This window comes from Mesorhizobium sp. WSM4840 (assembly GCF_055811755.1).
Genome location: NZ_JBVVQD010000001.1, coordinates 22,915 through 41,920, shown reverse-complemented (window position 1 = coordinate 41,920; position 19,006 = coordinate 22,915). Strand labels below are relative to the sequence as shown.

Annotated in this window: 18 protein-coding genes; 10 read left to right on the top strand and 8 right to left on the bottom strand. The window is 62.8% G+C overall.

What is annotated here, in order from left to right; genetic code table 11:
- Positions 1 to 41 precede the first annotated feature (41 nt).
- A complete protein-coding gene (locus tag AC0L3I_RS00215) occupies positions 42 to 1,619 on the bottom strand; it encodes an alkaline phosphatase family protein (RefSeq protein WP_473486918.1) in 1,578 nt (525 codons plus the stop codon).
- 217 nt (positions 1,620 to 1,836) lie between these two features.
- Between AC0L3I_RS00215 and AC0L3I_RS00210 the strand changes: the two genes are divergently transcribed.
- The 6 genes from AC0L3I_RS00210 (at position 1,837) to AC0L3I_RS00185 (ending at position 7,053) form a co-directional block, all read left to right on the top strand.
- Positions 1,837 to 2,769: a VOC family protein gene (locus tag AC0L3I_RS00210; protein ID WP_473486991.1), complete on the top strand. Its 933-nt coding sequence runs from the start codon at positions 1,837 to 1,839 to the stop codon at positions 2,767 to 2,769.
- Between the two features lie 10 nt (positions 2,770 to 2,779).
- On the top strand, positions 2,780 to 3,403 hold the full coding sequence (locus AC0L3I_RS00205) for an alpha/beta hydrolase (RefSeq protein WP_473525577.1): 624 nt from the start codon (positions 2,780 to 2,782) through the stop codon (positions 3,401 to 3,403).
- A 3-nt stretch (positions 3,404 to 3,406) separates the two neighbouring features.
- Positions 3,407 to 3,706 (top strand): GNAT family N-acetyltransferase, encoded by a 300-nt coding sequence (locus AC0L3I_RS00200; protein WP_095494371.1) that lies wholly within the window; start codon positions 3,407 to 3,409, stop codon positions 3,704 to 3,706.
- A 184-nt stretch (positions 3,707 to 3,890) separates the two neighbouring features.
- Positions 3,891 to 4,949 (top strand): dipeptidase, encoded by a 1,059-nt coding sequence (locus AC0L3I_RS00195; protein WP_473486916.1) that lies wholly within the window; start codon positions 3,891 to 3,893, stop codon positions 4,947 to 4,949.
- Between the two features lie 136 nt (positions 4,950 to 5,085).
- Positions 5,086 to 6,372 (top strand): flavin monoamine oxidase family protein, encoded by a 1,287-nt coding sequence (locus tag AC0L3I_RS00190; RefSeq protein ID WP_473525576.1) that lies wholly within the window; start codon positions 5,086 to 5,088, stop codon positions 6,370 to 6,372.
- Between the two features lie 276 nt (positions 6,373 to 6,648).
- Positions 6,649 to 7,053: a hypothetical protein gene (locus AC0L3I_RS00185; RefSeq protein ID WP_473525575.1), complete on the top strand. Its 405-nt coding sequence runs from the start codon at positions 6,649 to 6,651 to the stop codon at positions 7,051 to 7,053.
- A 122-nt stretch (positions 7,054 to 7,175) separates the two neighbouring features.
- Here the strand turns inward: AC0L3I_RS00185 and AC0L3I_RS00180 are convergent, their stop codons facing one another.
- Positions 7,176 to 9,263, bottom strand: coding sequence for a GAF domain-containing sensor histidine kinase (locus AC0L3I_RS00180; RefSeq protein ID WP_473525574.1), 2,088 nt, complete (start codon positions 9,261 to 9,263; stop codon positions 7,176 to 7,178).
- A gap of 57 nt (positions 9,264 to 9,320) precedes the next feature.
- On the bottom strand, positions 9,321 to 10,100 hold the full coding sequence (locus AC0L3I_RS00175; RefSeq protein WP_065007517.1) for a response regulator: 780 nt from the start codon (positions 10,098 to 10,100) through the stop codon (positions 9,321 to 9,323).
- 46 nt (positions 10,101 to 10,146) lie between these two features.
- Between AC0L3I_RS00175 and AC0L3I_RS00170 the strand changes: the two genes are divergently transcribed.
- On the top strand, positions 10,147 to 10,833 hold the full coding sequence (locus AC0L3I_RS00170) for a response regulator transcription factor (RefSeq protein ID WP_123150254.1): 687 nt from the start codon (positions 10,147 to 10,149) through the stop codon (positions 10,831 to 10,833).
- Positions 10,834 to 10,872: 39 nt separating this feature from the next.
- Here AC0L3I_RS00170 and AC0L3I_RS00165 read toward each other — a convergent pair whose 3' ends face one another.
- Positions 10,873 to 11,040, bottom strand: coding sequence for a hypothetical protein (locus AC0L3I_RS00165; protein ID WP_123150255.1), 168 nt, complete (start codon positions 11,038 to 11,040; stop codon positions 10,873 to 10,875).
- 23 nt (positions 11,041 to 11,063) lie between these two features.
- Positions 11,064 to 11,408: a hypothetical protein gene (locus AC0L3I_RS00160; RefSeq protein WP_473525573.1), complete on the bottom strand. Its 345-nt coding sequence runs from the start codon at positions 11,406 to 11,408 to the stop codon at positions 11,064 to 11,066.
- A gap of 366 nt (positions 11,409 to 11,774) precedes the next feature.
- Between AC0L3I_RS00160 and AC0L3I_RS00155 the strand changes: the two genes are divergently transcribed.
- Positions 11,775 to 12,248, top strand: coding sequence for a L,D-transpeptidase (locus AC0L3I_RS00155; protein ID WP_473525977.1), 474 nt, complete (start codon positions 11,775 to 11,777; stop codon positions 12,246 to 12,248).
- 97 nt (positions 12,249 to 12,345) lie between these two features.
- On the opposite strand, the gene AC0L3I_RS00150 is transcribed toward AC0L3I_RS00155, so the two are convergent.
- Both AC0L3I_RS00150 and AC0L3I_RS00145 read right to left on the bottom strand, forming a co-directional pair.
- Positions 12,346 to 15,429 (bottom strand): efflux RND transporter permease subunit, encoded by a 3,084-nt coding sequence (locus tag AC0L3I_RS00150; RefSeq protein WP_473525572.1) that lies wholly within the window; start codon positions 15,427 to 15,429, stop codon positions 12,346 to 12,348.
- A complete protein-coding gene (locus AC0L3I_RS00145; protein ID WP_473525571.1) occupies positions 15,426 to 16,691 on the bottom strand; it encodes an efflux RND transporter periplasmic adaptor subunit in 1,266 nt (421 codons plus the stop codon). Before AC0L3I_RS00145 ends, AC0L3I_RS00150 begins: the two co-directional genes overlap by 4 nt.
- A gap of 149 nt (positions 16,692 to 16,840) precedes the next feature.
- Between AC0L3I_RS00145 and AC0L3I_RS00140 the strand changes: the two genes are divergently transcribed.
- Together AC0L3I_RS00140 and AC0L3I_RS00135 are read left to right on the top strand one after the other, a co-directional pair.
- Positions 16,841 to 17,377, top strand: a complete 537-nt coding sequence (locus AC0L3I_RS00140; RefSeq protein ID WP_473525570.1) for a TetR/AcrR family transcriptional regulator — start codon at positions 16,841 to 16,843, stop codon at positions 17,375 to 17,377.
- A 213-nt stretch (positions 17,378 to 17,590) separates the two neighbouring features.
- Positions 17,591 to 17,860, top strand: a complete 270-nt coding sequence (locus AC0L3I_RS00135; protein ID WP_473486909.1) for a hypothetical protein — start codon at positions 17,591 to 17,593, stop codon at positions 17,858 to 17,860.
- Positions 17,861 to 17,867: 7 nt separating this feature from the next.
- On the opposite strand, the gene AC0L3I_RS00130 is transcribed toward AC0L3I_RS00135, so the two are convergent.
- Complete coding sequence (locus AC0L3I_RS00130; protein WP_473486907.1) at positions 17,868 to 18,953, bottom strand: Gfo/Idh/MocA family protein; 1,086 nt, start codon at positions 18,951 to 18,953, stop codon at positions 17,868 to 17,870.
- Positions 18,954 to 19,006 lie beyond the last annotated feature (53 nt).

Genomic DNA, 19,006 nt, shown 5'->3' with positions numbered 1-19,006 from the left:
ACGACGAAGGAGGCCCGTGCCGGCAAAGGCGCGGGCCTTTCTTATGACTGGAAAGGTGGCAGGCCGGCGACGTGGCCGACAACGCCGTCCTCGGTCAGTTCGGCAAGCGCCAGCGACTGATCGAGATGTTCGGCCCGCCAGGCAAGCAACCTTTCGGCAAGCTCCAGCCGGACCGGCAGATAGGCCGGATCGGCAGCGACATTGGTTAGTTCGTCCCGATCCTGCTCCAGGTCGAACAGCAGCGGCGGCAGGCCGCCGCCGAAATGTACATATTTGAATTCCTTCGTGCGGATGACGGCCAGATTGCACTGGCGCGGACCGATGCCGAAATGGCGCTCGGCATGACCATCGGCAATCGAGCGGAAATCGAACTCCCAATGCGCGGCCTCGCGCCAGTTGTCCGGCTCCGTGGCATCCAGGAACGGCTTCAGCGACTGTCCGTCGAGATGCGGCGGGGTTTCCTCGCCAAGCAGATCGAGCAAGGTCGGCGCTATGTCCACCGCCTCGGTGAAGCGGTCGACGCTGGCGCCGGCCGCTTTGCGGCGACGCGGGTCGTGGACGATCAGCGGAATATGATAACTGCCGTCGAAGAAGCCGCCCTTGCCCAGCATGTAATGGTCGCCCATCATTTCGGCATGGTCGGAGGTCAGCACGACGATGGTGTCATCCCAGGCATCCGCTGCCTTGACTGCCTGCCAGATACGGCCAAGCTGCGCGTCGACTTCCGAGATCATGCCGTAATAGAGCGCGCGGATGCGGCGAAAATCGTCGTCGCCCCAATCGCGCACCTTGCCCTCGGCGCCGGGGCGGAAATTCGAACGCTCCTGCAGGTTAAGGTTGTAGGCAAGGTAGGGATGGCATTCTGCCTCGGCCTGCCAGCTCACGGCGCGGTGGAAAGCCGGTCCCTCGGCAGGATCATACCTGCTGTTGTAGGGCTCTGGCACGATGAACGGCGGATGCGGGCTGAGGAAGGAAAGATGCGCGAACCACGGTGTATCGCGCTCCTGTTCGCCAAGCCAGCGGAGGAATTCGCCGGTCAGGAAAGCGGCTGGGGATTCGTCCTTCGAGTAGACGGGTGGCGCGTTGGTCACTGCGCTGTCGGTCGTGCCTCCATGCTCGTCGGCTGGGCGATGGATGTCGGGAAAGCCGGCGCCGCTATCGATGCCGCGCGCCTTGAGCCACGACAGCCATGGTTTCTGGTGCTCCGGCAGGAGTTGGCGCACGGTGAAGCCGGGCAGCACGCCTTCGTAGCTTTTCAGCCGCGGGTCGCCCGGCGCCAGCGTGCGCGGATCGGGCGATACGTCGGTATAGCCGAACAGCGTCGGATCATAGCCGAGGTTGCGCGCCGAGAGCGCGATGTTGCCATGGCGGGCGTCGAGCGGCGTGCCGTTGCGGCAGACGCGGTTGTTCATCTGGTAGAGGCCGGTGTAGAGGCAGGCGCGTGCCGGCGAGCACGGCGCCGCGCCGCCATAATGCTGTCGAAACAGTACACCCTCGGCGGCGAGCGCGTCGGCATTCGGCGTCCGCACCACCTTGTGGCCTGCCGCCGACAGGCACTCGCCGCGCCACTGATCGCAGGTGATCAGGAGAACATTCGGGCGTCTGTCTTTTCTGACCAATGCTGTATCCTTCATTGAGAACGTGCCGCTCATGGAGCCGAATTTTTGTGGCGACGCAAGCCTGAGGTGTTCGCGAAACGGTGAACAAAAGTTGTCTTATTGTTCACTTATAGAGCACAGTCCATTCTGTGTTTGCGACCTTTGCCGTCGGCCGGCGGGTCCTCATATTGGCGTGGAGCGCGGCATGGGCCGCACAGGACAAGGGAAGGAGCAGGAAATGCTCGACCAGATCAAGGGCCTGCATCACGTCACTTCGATGGCCAGGGATGCACGCCAGAACAATGAGTTCTTCACAAAAAAGCTCGGCCTGCGCCGGGTCAAGAAAACCGTCAACTTCGACGCGCCGGATGTCTACCATCTCTACTATGCCGACGAGGTCGGCACGCCCGGTTCGGTGATGACCTATTTTCCTTTCCCCAACATCGGCAAGGGCCGCCACGGCGTCGGCGAAGTCGGCACAACGATCTATTCGGTGCCCGAAGGCACGCTTGCCTATTGGGAAAAGCGTTTTGCCGATGAGGGCGTCGCCGGCCTCTCGCGCGACGAGAGCTTCGGCGAGAAGCGCCTTGGCTTCGCCGGTCCCGACGGCGACGGGTTTGCGCTGGTCGAGAACAACGCCGACACCCGTACGCCGTGGGCGAAGGGCGATGTTCCCTCCGACGAGGCGATCCGCGGCTTTCACTCGGTGTCGCTCAGGCTGAAGGATGGCGGCGCCACGGAAGAGCTGCTGAAATTCATGGGCTATGAAGAAGTCGACACATCCGGCACTGTAAAAAGGCTGGCGGTGAAGAACGGCAACGGCGCCAATATCGTCGACATCGAATCGCTGCCGGGCGCCGCTTTTGCCGATCTCGGCGCCGGCTCCGTCCACCACGTCGCCTTCGCCGTCGAAAACCGCGCCAAGCAGCTCGAAGTGCGCAAGGCGCTGATCGACACCGGCTATCAGGTGACGCCGGTGATCGATCGTGACTATTTCTGGGCGATCTATTTCCGCACGCCGGGCGGCGTGCTGTTCGAAGTCGCCACCAACGAGCCGGGCTTCGACCGCGACGAGGACACCGCCCATCTCGGCGAGGCGTTGAAGCTGCCGTCGCAGCACCAGCATCTGCGGCCCTATCTCGAGCAACATCTGCAAAAGCTGGAAGGCTGAGGACAAGGCAATGAGCAAGGACGCTTACATCTACAAGACACTGTCCGGTTCGCCTGATGGATCGCTGCTCTTCGTCTTCCATGGCACTGGGGCCGACGAGAGCCAGCTTCTGTCGCTCGGGCGTGATCTCGCGCCGCAGGCGACCATCGTATCGCCGCGCGGCGATGTCTCGGAACACGGTGCCGCGCGCTTCTTTCGCCGCACCGGCGAGGGCGTCTACGACATGGACGATCTGGCGCGGGCGACAGACAAGATGGTTGGCTTCGTCAAGGCACATGTCGAGGCGGCAAAGCCCTCGTCGGTGCTTGGCCTCGGCTATTCCAACGGCGCCAACATCCTGGCCTCGGTGGTGTTCGCGGCGCCCTCTCTGTTCGACGCGGCGGTGCTGATGCATCCGCTGATTCCGTTCGAGCCGGAAATCGAGGGAAGTCTCGCCGGCCGCCGCATCCTGGTCACAGCAGGCAGGCGCGATCCGATCTGTCCGCCCAACCTGACCGCTCGGCTCGAAGCCTATTTGCGCGCCGATGGCGCCGATGTCACAGTGGAGTGGCACGACGGCGGCCATGAGGTGCAGTCGAACGAGATCGAGGCGGCGCGGCGGTTCCTGTCCGCTACGCCGGTAGAAGGAGCGTAAGCAATGCTTGACCAATTGCCGGAGATCGAACTGGAGGATCGCGGTTCCAAGGGCCGTTATCTCTTGCGCGGGCCTGATGGCGCCGAGGCGGAGATGACCTTCACCAAGATCGGCGAGCACCAGATCATCATCGACCACACCGAGGTGCCGGATGCGTTTCGCGGCCAGGGCGCCGGGCTTCGCCTCGTTACCCGCGCCGTCGAGGACGCGCGCGCGGCGGGCAAGAAGATCATCCCGCTTTGTCCGTTCGCCAATGCCCAGTTCCATCGTCACCCGGAATGGGCCGACGTGCTGAAGCAATAGCGCTGGTCCTACCACAGGCCTTAGCCCGCGGTGACGGTTGAGGGCGGGCAGCCGCAAGGGCATCCATCGCTGTGGCATTTGCGCAGATCGCCTGTCCTACCCGGTGGGTTGTCTTGCCTAGTGGGTGTCGCCTTGCCTAAGTAGGTATATTGCCGCCCGACCAATCGAACCGAATGATCCCTTGATGACCGAAACCGACCTTGTTCCCGTCTTCGACGGCCACAACGATACGCTGCTCAGGCTCCATCAGTCGAAGGACGCGGATGTCGAAAAGCTGTTCATCGAGGGAACGCAGGGCGGCCACATCGACCTGCCGCGTGCGAAAAAGGGCGGCTTTGCCGGCGGCATGTTCGCGATCTTTCCGCCGCCGCTCGAGAAATCCAAGCGCAGTGCGGTTCCTCCTGCGCCGAGCGATACTGAGCCCTTGCCGCCCGAGCTTCCGCGCGCCGACGCGCTCGCCTCCACCATCGCGATGGCCTCGATCCTGTTCAGGCTGGAACGAGCGTCGGCGCTCACCGTCTGCCGCAGCGCCGGCGACGTGCGAAACGCGATGGCGCAAGGGTCGATCGCGGCGGTGTTCCATATAGAAGGCGTTGAGGCGATCGACCCCGAACTGACAATGCTCGACGTGCTGCATGCGGCCGGCTTGCGCTCGCTCGGCATCGTCTGGAGCCGCCCGAACGCTTTCGGCCACGGCGTGCCGTTCCGTTTCCCGTCGACGCCCGATACCGGACCTGGCCTGACCGATGCCGGCAAGGCACTGGTCAAGGCCTGTAACCAGCTCGGCATCATGGTCGATCTTTCGCACCTCAACGAAAAGGGGTTTCGCGACGTCGCCGAGATCAGCGACGCACCGCTGGTGGCGACCCACTCGAACGTCCATGCGATCTGCGGCCATTCCCGCAACCTCACCGACTGGCAGCTCGGCGCGATCCGCGAGTCGGGCGGCATGGTCGGGCTGAATTTCGCGACCGGGTTTTTGCGCGAGGACGGCAGGATGAATGCCGATACCAGTCTCGACATCATGGTGCGCCATGTCGATTCGCTGCTGCAGGCGCTGGGCGAAGACGGCGTCGGCCTCGGGTCCGATTTCGACGGCGCCATGATCCCGGCTGTGATCGGCGACGTCACCGGCCTGCCGAAGCTGCTCGATGCGTTCGCCGAGCGCGGCTTCGGTCGCGCGCTGATCGAGAAGATCGCCTATCGCAACTGGATCAGTATGCTGGAAAAGACCATCGGCTAAAGCGTGTCGCCCGGCAGAGTAGCCAGCGACCTGCAATATATCGATCGAGCGGGGTTTTGATGATCTCGACAAGACCGTTGTCTCCGGAGCTCAAGCCGCGGATGATTGCGGACTTCGAGAACTTTAGGGCCGGCTCTTGAAGCGCCAGACCGTACGAGCCGATGTCGCCATCGTCGGCGCCGGCTTTACCGGCCTGTCGGCCGCGCATGAATTGAACAGGGCCGGCATTGATTTTGTGCTGCTCGAGGCGCGCGGCCGCGTCGGCGGGCGGGTCGAGGCCAAGTGGAATGGGCTTGGCGAGCTGATCGACAGCGGCGGTCAGTTCCTGTGCGAGGACATGCCGGAACTGATGGCCCTGGTGCGAACGCGCGGTAAGACGTTGGTCGAGACCTATGTTAAGGGCGAAGTCATTGCCCAGCCGCGGACGGGCGAAAAGGAAGCCGAGCGAATCTACTGCGCCTCGATGGCGATCCGCGACCGCATGAACGCGATTGCACCGGCCGATCCGACTATTGCCGGCTTGACCGTCGCCGCATGGCTCGATCGCCAGAACGATCCCGGTGAGGCCAAGGCGGCTTTTCGCTCGATGATCGAGGGCCTGTGGTGCCAGGCGCTCGAAAAACTGCCGCTTTGGCACCTCATCAACAATGACCGTCGTATCACCAATGAAGTGTCGGAACTGCAGTATTTCGTGCACGAAACCATGCAGTCTCTGGCGGATGATCTGGCTGGCGATCTCGGCGACCGCCTGCGATTGAACACGCCGGTCAGAACGATCGAGCGCAGACTGGGAGGCGTTCGTCTCGCGTCGACGACGGGCTCGATCACAGCGCGAACGGCGCTGATCGCCATGCCGCCTATGATGGCTTCGAAGCTGGATTTCGCGCCGCCGCTGCCGGTTGCCTTGGAAAAGGCCCTCGGTGTCTGGCAAAGCGGCGCGGTGATCAAAATGCAGGTGCGCTACCCCACAGCCTTTTGGCGCGCCAAGGGCTTGAGCGGCATGGTGATGTGGCGCGATCCGCCGGCCCTTTTTGCCTGTGACGTCAGCAAGGATGGCGGCCACCCTGCGTTGGTCGTCTTCGTCGGCGGGCCGCTTGCCCTACGCTGGCGGGAATTGGGAGATGCCGCGTTGCGCGCGGAGGTTACGGCGCGGCTCAAGGAGGCGCTCGGCACGGATGCAGGCAGCTTCACCGATTTCACATGTCGCGACTGGACCGACGATCGCTGGAGCGGCGGCGGCTACAGCGATCTCATCATCGATACAAGTGCCACCGACGCCGAACAAACCATCCTGGCCGGCGCCCCGCCAGTGTATTTCGCATCCTCGGAATTGTCTCCGTCATTTCCGGGCTATGTCGAAGGCGCAATCGTGGCTGGGCGCACTGCTGCACAGAAAATCCTCTCGAAATTCAATACGCAATAGTCAAAAGCGCCTCATGGTCGCAGAAGAGGCGTCTCAAGGTGGCGACCGGACGTCGCCGGGCCAGAGCGGCGGCGTGATTTGATCCCGTGAACATGCGACTGCATGAAACAGTTCGGCAACGAACTCCCTCGCCCTCGCATGACCGAATATGCCCGGTACTGCCCGAATTCCCGTTTCAAATCTGTTACACGGTCAGTTTGCGCGCGTCGTTCGTCCGTTACCGGGTGCGGCTAAGTTCCTTTCAACAGAAAAAGAAAATCAATGAAGGGAATGGCGATGCATACGAAAATCCAGTCTGCCTACAGCGCCCGCCTGCAGGCGGAGCGCAACGATCGGCGGCCGAAGCTGGCGCTGCGCCGGCGCGCCAACGACCATCCGATGGCGCTGTTCGTGGTGCTGGGCGCCGCCGCGTTCGTCGGCATGGCCTTCGCGCCGACGGTCGGTCCAGCCTTTGCTTCACTGAACCCGCCGGCAAACATCGTCAACGGCGCGCCGACCACAACCAAGACCGCGCGTCTGCCGATGCCGGAGATCGATTTTGTCTGCAAGGGGCAGGCCTGGGGCGCCGAAAGTGCGGACTGCCTGCGCGTCATCGCCGAGCAATCCGGCATTCACAAGGCTCGCGCGGTCCGCGTGATCGCCAATGCCGCGCCGCTGACCCATACGCCGAACGTTTTTTGATGCCCCCGAGCGACCCTCCAGCGCTCCAGGCAGGCTCCCGCCGCATCCTCGGCTGGGAGTCTTTTTTCTCTGCCCTTTGTTTGAGCATCGGATTTTTTCAAAAACCGATTTCCGCCAGTGTTCTAGCTGCCCAAGGCGGCCTGCTCGGCAATGGCCGACAGCACGCCGCGCACGTCCAGCGTGCTGAACGGCTTTTCCAGGATTTGCGGACGCTGCGGCGCGGGCAACGCCTCGATTTCGGCTTTCGCTCCGATCAGGTCGCCGGTGACCAGAACGAAGCGCCGCGCCAGATCAGGCTTTTCGGCGAGCAGTTCGCGATAGACTGATATGCCGCTGGTGCCGGGCATGCGCAGATCGGAAAAGACAATGTCCGGTGGCATGTGGCCGGTCAAGGTCGCGGCGGCCGATGCCCAGGCCGGCACGATCCGCGACTTGATGCCCATCAATTCCAGAATGTCGGACAGCGACGCGGCGACATCCGGCTCGTCGTCGATGATCAGCGCATGGCGCAATCCGCTCGAGCGCGACGGGGTTTCGCCGGCGGCGGCCGCGCCGGCGGCGATCGCCGGCAACTGGACGACGAAACGGGCGCCCCTCGGCAGAACTTCCTCGAACCAGACATCGCCATTGTGCCGTTCGATGATCGATTTCGAGATCGACAGGCCGATGCCGGTGCCGACGCCGACCGGCTTGGTGGTGAAGTAGGATTCGAAGATGCGGGAGCGTATCGCTTCCGGCACGCCCAGCCCGTTGTCCTCGACCGAGAAACAGGGATTGCCGCGATCGCTGCGAAACGTGCGTACCTTGATCAGCCGGTCGCCGCCGATGCCGGCCAGAGCGTGCTGGCTGTTGATGAGGAAGTTGGCAGCCACTTGCGTCACATGGTCGGCGTCGGCCATGGCCAGCAGCGGACCGCTGGCGAAATCGGTATCGATAATGATGCCGGTTGACCTGGCGCCGTAGGCTGTCACTTCGAGTGCCGCGCGGACCACCTGGTTGAGGTCGGTTTCGGCCTGCGACGCGGGATGCAGGCGGACCATCGAGAGGAAGCTCTTGACGATGCGGCCGCACCGCTCGGCGGCTGCTCGCACCTTCTCGGCCCGCACCTTGGTCTGCGGGTCTGAGGCGAACTCGTGCAGCAGCGTCGATTGGGCGACGACCACGGCGAGCGGGTTGTTGAGCTCGTGTGACACGCCGGCAAGCAGCGAGCCCATCGCCGCCATCTTCTCGTTCTGGTGCAGCTTTTCACGCTGGCGGCCGATCTCCTCTTCGGCGCGCAATTTGTCGCGAAGGTCGCGGATCGAGCCGAAAATCAGGCGGCGGTCGGCGACCCGCATCTCGGTCGCGGTCAGTTCGATCGGAAAGACCTCGCCGGCCGCATTCTGGGTTACGGTCTCGATCCGCTGGCCGACCATCGGCGCGCCGCGGCCCGACATGTATTCGGCGCCCGACACATAGCCCTTTCGATAATATTCCGGAACGACGGTGTCGAGCAGGTCCTTGCCGAGGATGTCGCTGCGCTGGTAGCCGAACATCTTTTCGGCGGCCGGATTGAATTCGATGATCGAACCGGTCTCGTCGATGACGATGATGGCGTCGAGCGAAGCCTGCAGCATGGTGCGGCGGATGACTTCGCTGGCATGGGCATCGGAAAGCGATCGTTCGATGGCGTCGCCTATGGCCAGTGCCACGATGTGCAGCGTTGCCTCTTCCTCGTCGGTCCATTCGCGCTCGTTGACGCAGTCGTTGACCGCCAGCGTGCCCCACAGATGGCCATGCGCAAAGACCGACACCGACAGGAACGACTTGATGTGCTGCTTTTCGAAGTCGATTCTCAGAAAACCTTCGAGGTCGCGCGTGTGTCCCGCGAAGATCTTGCCTTGCCGCTCGTCCTCCGCCAACCGTTCCAGCAGTGGGTCCGAATTGACAACCGACTGCAAGATCACCGTTGGCGATGCCAGTTCGCCGCCAAATCGCGGGTTGATCCAGTAGGCCGCGACCGACTGGGCAAAGCCCTGGCCGGGCAGCTCGCGCAGCCGAAACAGGATGCCGCGCTGGCAATCCATGGCCTCGCAAAGCCTTTCAAGGATGCCGTCCATCTCGCGCTGCCAGTCGCCGGCTTCGCGAAGCCGGCGAACGACATGGACAGCCGCCATCGCCGCGCCCTGCCTGACGCCTTGCATACCGCTGCGTGCTGCTTCAGCCGTCATGGTCAGCCGTCATTTCACAGTCGTGCCCGGCCACAGTGGTACCAGTGGTCGCGCCGCTCAGTTGCTTTCGCCGGTCGGCAGCGAGAAGATATAGCCTTCGCCGCGGACCGTGCGCAGGAATTTCGGATTGGCAGGGTCCGCCTCGATCTTCTTTCTCAGCCGCATGATGCGGATATCGACCGCGCGTGACGATTCCGGATCTTCCGCGAAGCCGATCGCCTCGGAGATCGCCGCACGCGTCAGCAAACGGTTGGCACGTGTCAGGAAGACCTCCAGCACGTCGAATTCGCTCTTGGCCATGTCGATGACCGTCCCATTGGTGCCGGTGACGAACCGGCCGTCGAGATCGGCATGGAAAGGGCCGAAGCTCATGAAACGGCGGTTGGCAGTTGTTTCAGCCTTGGCGCCCTGTGGTTCGGCCGGCTGCGGCACGCGGCGCAGCACGCTGCGGACCCTCGCCAGCACCTCGCGCAATTCGTAAGGTTTGACGATGTAGTCGTCGGCGCCGAGTTCCAGCCCGACTATGCGGTCGAGCGCGGTGCCGGCGGCAGTGGCATAGATGATGCCGATCGGCATTTTCGAGCGCAACCAGCGGCCGAGCGACAGGCCGTCCTCGCCCGGCATGGCTATGTCGAGGATGGCCAGATGAAACGACTGCGTTTCCAGCAAGGTTCGCGCGGCGCTGGCACTCTCGGCCGTCGCGACATCGTAGCCGCTGGCGCCGAGATACTCGGCGACCGCGTCCCTCAGATCGGGCTCGTCCTCGACGATGACAATTCGTGCCCGCACTATGCTCTCGCTCCCGCTTTCAGCGGAAAGTAGATTGGGTATAAACATCATGTCCAGCACTCATCTTCGGTTGCCGGTTGCAGGGTGGAAAAAAATGGTTGCACGATCCGTCATCGCGCTTGTTTCGGTCGCCGAAGTGGTCGCGACCGATCTCGCCGACCATCTCGAACGGCGTGGCCATGACGTGCGCGCGGTGCGGCAGCCGTGGGAGGCCGAATCCTTGCTTTCCGGAAAGGGCATCGATGTCGTCGTCGTCGGCGACAGCCTCAGCCAGGCGGAAGGGCGTGATCTGCTCAGGCGCCATGGCGGCGAGGGCGGGCCGGATTTCATCCTGATCTGCCGGCCGGCCGATCTCGTCGACAAGGTGCTGGCGCTCGAACTCGGCGCCGCCGACGTCGTCGAGAGCCCGCTCAACGTCAGGGAACTCGCCGCCCGTATCGGCGGCTTGCTGGCACGGCGCGGCAGGAACGCCGGGGAACTGGTGGTGCTGGAGAACGCGACGGTCGACCTCCGGTCGGCCATGGTCATGCATCGGTCCGGCACGGAAGAGCAATTGTCGCCGGGTCAGGTGGCGCTGCTCAGATTGTTCCTGGCCAGTCCGCGCAAGGTCTTGACGCGCGACGACATCATTGCCGCCGCGCCCGCCGAAAATGCCGATGCCTTCGATCGCTCGATCGATTCGCGCATCGTGCGGCTGCGCCGCAAGCTCGACACTGAAACCATAACCACCATAAGGGGTGCGGGCTACCGGTTCGATCCGCCGACGCAGTTCGCCGACTGAGGCCGGGGCCCTCACCGTACTGTCCACAGGCCCAGGCGCTCAGCGCACCACGAGAAGCGACGGACCTGTCGGCATTTCGCTGGCCGCGACGAATTCGCTCGCATGGGCACGATCCCTAAGAAGCACGGTGGCGAGGCCGGCAAAGCCGAGCAGGCCCTGTGCGTAGAGCAGTGCGGAAAGCACCGAAGCTGCAAATTTCGTGTTCATCGTTTTCGTCCCCCAATTTGGTTTTAAGTTCGGTTCAGGGAAACCCCCGAAGTGCCCGCGCCGCCAGCGGAGCCCCCCGTCGCGGCGCGGGCCTTCGGTCCTCTCGGCTGCAAGTTGCCGGAGGGGCCGCGCATCTTCTTCAGCCCAAAACCGACCCGCCAGAGGGTCTTGAGCCGGTTAATGCGCAGACTGGACACGATCCAGACCGTGGCGAAAAACAGTGCGGCATACAGCGTCGAAACTTCGCCTGAAGTCATCTCCGCAAGCTTCGTCATCGGGTTGCCGGCGAAGGTGCCGACACCACCAATGATCGCTGCGGCTATGCTTATCCTAAAGAGCCAGGAGATCGCGTTCGATTGCATGTTCATCTTCGTTTGTGCCGGCTGTTTTCGTTGGGTCAACTCTGCGGGTGGCCTGTATCCGGCTCATGCCGCTAGAGTCCGCGCTTTGTTGCAGATTGGTTTCGAGCCAAGTCAAGTTTCTTTCCTAGGAGCGAAAACCGCACTTTCGCTTGGAGATGGCAGTAGCTTTTTGCGGAATCCGGGCTCGATCAGCCGAGGCGTTGTGTCCTTGATTCACCCCTGCAAACCCCTCGGATGGGCTTCCGTCCGTTAACCAGAGGAAACAGATTCGAAACAGAAACGTCTGCCGTGCGAAATCAATTCGAAACGTGACCCAACGATAAGCCACTCATCGAATTGGAGCCGGCCGTGCCCGGCAGACAGGGGGATATCATGTACACTGGCATTTCCGCCAAGCTCATCAACATCGCCGCCGCCGTCACTGCGGGTACGGTTCTTCTGTTCGGCGCCGGCAACGGCGTTGCCCATGCCGCCAATCGGGCCGCCAATCAGATCGTGGCGCGGATTTCGCTTTCGCAGCAGACGATGGAAGTCCTGGTCGACGGGCGGCCGACCTTCGCGTGGAAAGTCTCGACCGGCGGCAAGGGGCATGTCACCCCGACCGGCTCGTTCAAGCCGACCCGCATGCACCAAATGTGGTATTCGAGGAAATACGACAGCGCGCCGATGCCGCATTCGGTCTTCTTCAAGGGTGGCTACGCCGTGCATGCGACCAATTTCGTCAAGCGTCTCGGCCGCCCGGCCTCGCATGGCTGCGTGCGGCTGCATCCGGACAACGCCGCCGATTTCTACCAGCTTGTCGAGATTTTTGGTCCGGCCAACACCCGGATCGTCATCGTCAAATAGATAACCAAAGACTATCCGCCTGCCGGGTATAAATATATTGCGGGTCGGATATCACTGCCCAAGAAAAAGGCCGGAAATTTCCGGCCTTTTTTGTCAATCAATCAACCGGGACCGGCATCAGCTTCGGATCCGGCTTCTCGGCGTGATGCGGCAGGTCCTTGCTGGCAATGAAGGTGTAGAACATCGGCACCACGAACAAGGTGAACATGGTCCCCACCAGAATGCCGGTGAAGATCACCAGGCCCATCGAATAGCGCGCCGCCGCACCCGCGCCGCTGGAGATGATCAGCGGCACCACGCCGAGCGCCATCGCCGCCGTCGTCATCAGGATCGGCCTTAGCCGCACCCTGGCCGAGGCGACGATCGCATCGCGCCGCCGCATCCCGTGGAGCTCGCGCTGCTGGTTGGCGAACTCGACCAGAAGAATGCCGTGCTTGGTGATCAGGCCGATCAGCGTGATCAGACCGACCTGCGTGTAGATATTGAGCGTTCCCAGCCCCAGATTGAGCGGCACGATCGCGCCGAAGATCGACAGCGGCACCGACATCATGATGATCAACGGATCGCGGAAGCTTTCGAACTGCGCCGCCAGCACCAGATAGATAACGAGAACGGCTGCCGCGAAGGCGATGATGATCGTGTAGCCCTGTTCCTTCTCCTGCCGCGACTGGCCGGTATAGTCGATGAAGAACGTCTCGGGCAGGCTTTCCCTGGCGATGTCCTCGATGGTCCTCAGCCCGTCGCCGGTGGTGACGGTTGGCAATGGCAGAGCGGAAATCGTGGCGGAGTTCAATTGGTTGAACTGCTCGATCACGGCCGGCGAGGCGTTGTTCGAGATCTTCACCACCGCCGAGAGCGGCACCATCTCGCCCGACGCGCTGCGCACGAAATACTCGGCCAGCTTTTCAGGGTTGTCGCGGAAGTTCTGCGGCACCTGCGGGATGATGTCGTAGCTGTTGGATTCGCGGTCGAATTGCGCCACTTCGGCGCCACCGACCAAGAGGGTCAGCGTCCGGCCGATGTCGGCGATCGGCAGGTTGAGCGCCGCGGCGCGGTCGCGGTCGATCGTCACCGTCACTTGCGGCGCGTCGTAGGACATCGAGTTCTGCACGGCGAGGAAGCGACCGGAGGCCTGCGCCTTGTTCTTGATGTCCTCGGCCGCTTCGTACACCTGGGAGGCATCGCCGGTCGAGCGCACCACCATCGTGACCGGCAGGCCGCCGCCGGAGCCGGGCAGCGTCGGCGGGGCGAAGACGAAAGCCTCGACGCCCGCCACCTTGGCAAGGCGGGCGGTGATGTCTTCCTGAAGTTCCTTCGAGCTGCGCGCGCGCTCGGCCCAGTCTTTGAATGCGAAGCCGACGAAGGCGTTGTTCGTCGGGCCTTGGAACGCAACAGCGGAGAACCGCGCCCTGGTTTCGGGGATATCATTCATCAGCCCGAGAATCTGGTTCACATAGGTCTCGGTGTAGTCCGACGTGGCATAGCGCGGCGCATTCACAATAGACAGCAAGAAGCCCTGGTCTTCTTCCGGTGCCAGTTCGCTCGCGGTCTTGGTGAACATGAAACCGGTCGTGGCCACCAGTGCGATGACGATCATCAGCGTCACTGGGCGATATTTCAACGAGCCGCTGACCAGCCGCTCATAGATGTTTTCGACGCGCCCGAACGTGTTGTCGACAATACGCTGGAAGCGGCTGTGCGAGCCGGCCCTGAGGATGCGTGCCGACATCATCGGCGTGACGGTGAGGGCAACGACACCCGAAAGCACCACCGAGCCGGCAAGCGTCACCGCGAATTCGCGAAACAGTGCGCCGGTCAGGCCGCCGGTGAAGGCCAGCGGCGCGAACACCGCGGCCAGCGTTATCGTCATGGCGATGACGGCGGACGAGATCTCCCGCATGCCGTTGAAGGCCGCCTGCATCGGCGACAAACCGTCTTCCTCCATGTGGCGGTGGATGTTTTCCACCACCACGATGGCATCATCGACGACGAGGCCGATCGCCAGCACCATGGCCAGCAACGACAAAAGATTGATCGAATAGCCCAGCGAAAACAGCAGGAAGCAGACGCCGATCAGTGACAGCGGAATGGTTACAATCGGCATCAGCACCGAGCGGAACGAGCCGAGGAAGAGCAGGATGACGACGATGACGATGGCGACCGCCTCGCCGATGGTCTTGAACACCTCCTCGATCGACGCGCTGATCTGCTCGGTCGAATCGTAGACGATCTCGATCGTCATGCCGAGCGGCAGCGTCTCCTGAATTGTCGGCACAATTTCGTGGATCGCCTCCGCCGTCGTCAGCGGATTGGCGGCCGGCGTCGGGAAGATGGCGAGAAAGATGCCGGGCTTGCCGTTGAAAGTGACCCTGGTGTCGGTGTTCGCTGCGGCGAGCTCGACGCGTGCCACGTCGCGCAGCCTCACCACATTGCCGTCCTTCGATCGGAGCGGAAGAGCGGCGAAAGCTTCCGGCGTCTGCAGCGTCGAGCGAACGGTAATCGAGGAAGCGACGTATTCGTTTTCGGTGTTGCCGGGTGCTGACAGGAAATTCGATTCGTTGATGGCGGTCAGCACTTCTGCCGCCGTCACGCCGCGCGCCGCCAGCTTGATCGGGTCGATCCAGACGCGCATCGAATATTCGGCGGCGCCGAAGATCTGCACGTCGGCGACACCCTCGACCGTCGACATGCGCGGCCGCACAACGCGCTCGATATATTCGGTGAGCTGTTCCGGCGTCATGTTCGGATTCTGCATCGAGATATACATCATCGCGAACTGCTCGCCGGTGCCCTTGACGATCACCGGGTCTTCGGACTCGTCCGGCAGGTCGCCGCGCACGCCTTGCACCTTCGAGAGGACTTCGTTCAGCGCGACGTCGGGGTTGGAGCCGAGTTTCATCTGCACCGTCACGGTGCTGGAGGACGCCCGGCTTGCCGACGTGACATAGTCGATGTTTTCGGTCGAAGCGACGGCACGGGCGATCGGCGCGGAAATGAACCCCTGGATCAGGTCGGCGCTGGCGCCGGGATAGGCCGTGGTGATCGTGATGGCCGTTTCTTCGACCTCCGGATACTGCCGGATCGAGAGGCTGAAGATGCCCTGGAAACCCAGGAGCAGGATCATCAAGGCGAGCACGGTCGAAAGGACCGGACGGCGAATGAAGATGTCGGAGAAGCTCATTTCTGGGCTGCCTGCTGGTCTGCCGGCTTGGTCGGATCGATGGTGTTGTCGACGGCAACGGACATGCCGTTGGAAAGGCGGTTCTGGCCGGCGGTAACGACTTCGTCGCCGGGCGCGATGCCTTCCAGGATCTCAACCAGGCCGGCATTGCGGCGGCCTGGCTTGACGAACACCTGGGCAAGCACGAGCTGCGGTTTCTGTTCTTCCGCCGTCGGTTCGGCCGGCGTTGCCGCCGGTTCTTCCTCGGCTTTTGCCGCGCGCGCCTCGGCCGCGGATTTCGCAGTATCCGTGGCGGGCTTTTCTTCCGGCTTCGCAGGAGCAGCAGGGGCGGCGCCGTTGGCCGCGGCGGGCTTTGCGGGACGTACCACAAAGACGAAGTCGCCGTAGAGGCTGGAGGTCAGCGCAGTCTGCGGCACCGTCAGCACGTTGTTTTCCTCGGGCAGTTCGACGCGCACCTGCACGAACTGGCCAGGGGTCAGCTTGCCTTCGGGGTTGGCGACCTCGGCTCTGACCGTCACCAGCCGGCTGGTCGGGTCGATCTTCGGGTCGATACCGCGGATGGTGCCAGCGAACGGCAGCTCGCCGTCACCAACGCCAAGCCGTACCTTCTGGCCGATCTTGAGCAGCGGAAGCTGCTGTTCGGGAACCGAGAAATCGGCCCGCATCGTCTCCAGATCCTGCAGGGTGACTACGGAAGTACCGGGTGAGAGATACTGGCCGAGATCGATCCTGGGGATACCCACGGTGCCGCTGAAGGGCGCTGTCAGCAGCTTCTGCTCGAGCACCGCCTGCAGCCTGTTGACCCGCGAAGCGGAAGCCAATGCGGCTGCCCGCGCCGTATCGAGCGTCGATTCCGAGCCGACATCGCGTTTCTGCAATTCAAGGGCGCGTGTCAACGCCGTCTGGTCGAGCGCTGCTTGCGCCTTCGTCGCATCGAGATCGGCGCGTTCGGCGGCATCGTCGAGCTGAAGGAGACCCGCGTTGGCTTCAACCTTCTGATTGGCGTGAAACAGGATGTCCTTGACGATGCCGGCGGTTTCGACGGTCAGGTCGACGCCGCGGACCGCGCTGACAGTGCCGATCGCCTCGACGCCCGGCGTCCACTCCGTCGGCTTGACGATTGTCGTCGACACGGTCGCGGCCGGCGGTTTCATCGTGGCGAAGAATTGCTGCATTGCATTGTCGCGGAACAAATTGAAGCCGACGATGCCGCCGCACACCAGCACGAGCAGAATGAAGGCAATGATGAAACGCTTGATCACGAACAGTCCCCTTGGCCATGGCCCGGCATAACAGTCGGATGACCGAAACACATACCTGTGACTGGTCCCGATTTCAAATGACGGCGATCTTACTGTACCGTCTGGACGGTCTTGTCAATTCCGCGTAGGCTAAGTATGGGGAGCGAATGATGAAGGCCCGCAGAACAAATTCGCGTGATAAGATTCTCGCCGCCGCCGCCGATGTGGCACGCGAGACAGGGCCCGGCAGCCTGTCGCTGGACGCCGTCGCCAGCCGAGCCGGCGTGTCGAAAGGCGGCTTGCTGTACAATTTCCCGACCAAGGCGAAACTGATGCAGGCGCTGGTAGAGGATTACCTGCGCGCCTTCGAGCAGGCGCTGGAGTCCGCCCGCACGGCCGGCGTCGGCGGCGAAAGCCCGCTTGCGACTTACATCAAGCTTTCGGCCGAACATACCGAGGAATCGAAGCCGTCGGCTTCCTGGATATTTGCAGCGATCGCCGAGGATCCCGATTTCCTGACACCGATAAAATTGTTCAGGCGGCAGGTTTTCGAGCGCCTCAAGGGAGAGACGCCGGACCTCAAGGCGCTGCTGGTCTGCTACCTCGCCATCGAAGGACTTCGCAGCATGAACCTCTTCGATTCGGACGTTCTCTCACAGGACGAACGTCGGTTGCTGGTATCGTCCTTGCTGGACATCGCGGGATAGATTGCCGCGTAGGGCGGGCGTAGCCACCTTGGTGAGATCCTCTCCGCTCGCCGGCACGAGGGGCGCCTTGCTGTTGTAGACGATGCCGGTGGTGACCAGCTTGGTCGAGAAACAGGTTGAGCTGGTTGGCCAGAGTGCCGTTCAGGGAACTTTTGTTCGGCTGGCGATTTTGGATGTATGGTGGGAACCCGAACGGCCAGAAGGGTGTTGCCGATGACGACAAAACGCTTTGCGATCTGCGCGCTCGCTTTCGCGATGGGCTGCAGCATGTCCGCCGCGGCCTTCGCTGGAAGTCGCGACCAACGGGCTGACCCTGAACGCTACGTTCCCGCCGAAGGCGACATCATCGACATCCTGTTCGGCGGCCCGCGCTACTATGACCAGCAGTTGTTCACGACGGCCGCCGGAGCCTGCTCCTACCAAAGGGTCGGCCCCGACGCGAATGCGTTGAACAAGATCAACGATCACCATTGCGGCAAGTAGGCAGGCTTCAGCGCCCGCCAGTCTTCTTCATCTGCTCGATGATCTCGGCCATCAGCGCCAGGTCGCGACGTGAATCGGCGAGGTCGGTCAGTGGCTTTGTCCCGTCGGTGATGTGGCGATGGAAGGTCTCAAGTTCATTCGAGAAGGCGTCGCCATAGAGCGGCCCGTATGTCCGCGTCACCGGGCCGGCTGCGCCGGCCTCCGTCACTTCTAGCCGCGTCGGCAGGCTGCGGATGTAGGGTGTGTCGTAGATGATGCGGACCCGCTTGGTATTCGAGCGCACCTCGATCATCGCGTCGAACAGGCCGAGATCGTCGACCACTGCGTCGTAGCAGCAGGCGAAATGGTCGTAGTCGAAGGTCACGCTGGTGTTGGCGCCGCCATTGGTGCGGTGCGCCGCCAGCACGCGAACCGGTTCGCCGAGCAGCCCGCGCATCGCCGAAATATGGTGCGAGCTCAGCGCCGTCAGGCCGCGATAGGCGCGCACGAGATCGGCCGGCGCATCGGAGCCCACCACTTCTCGAATCAGCGTGTCGCGCTCCTTGGCGCCACGCTCCAGAAGCGCCGGGTCGATATCCCGGGGATAGAGGACGTTCTGGCTCTTCTTCAGGAAATGCCGGCCCTCGGAGATCAGGTCGAAGATTCGGACATGGGTGATATCGGCGAAGTCAGGCAGTTCCTCCATCGCTGCCAGATAGGCCGGCGCGTAGCGGCGCATGTAGCCGACAAGGATCGTCTTGGCGTAGTTTGGCGTCAGCGCCAGAAGCTCGTCGATCTCGCGCACCGTCAGGCAGGCGGGCTTTTCCAGGAGGACATGCTTGTTCGCCTGGACGGCGGCACGGACGAAACGGCTGTGGGTTTCGTCGGACGAGAGGATGAAAACCGCGTCGATATCCGGCGAATCGATCAGCTCTTCGGCGGAATTAAAGGCCGCAGCCGTCGGGTTTTGGGACCGGCAGAGCGCCACCAGGCTCGGCGAAACATCATAGACGCCTGATATCAGCCAGCGGTCGCGCTGATCGCTCAGCACCGGCAGATGGATCGACTGCGCGACCTCGCCAAGACCCACAAGTCCGACACGGATTACCGCCACGGCACACTCCCTTTGCAAACCAATTGTTTCAGCCAACAGCTCGTTATAGCGAC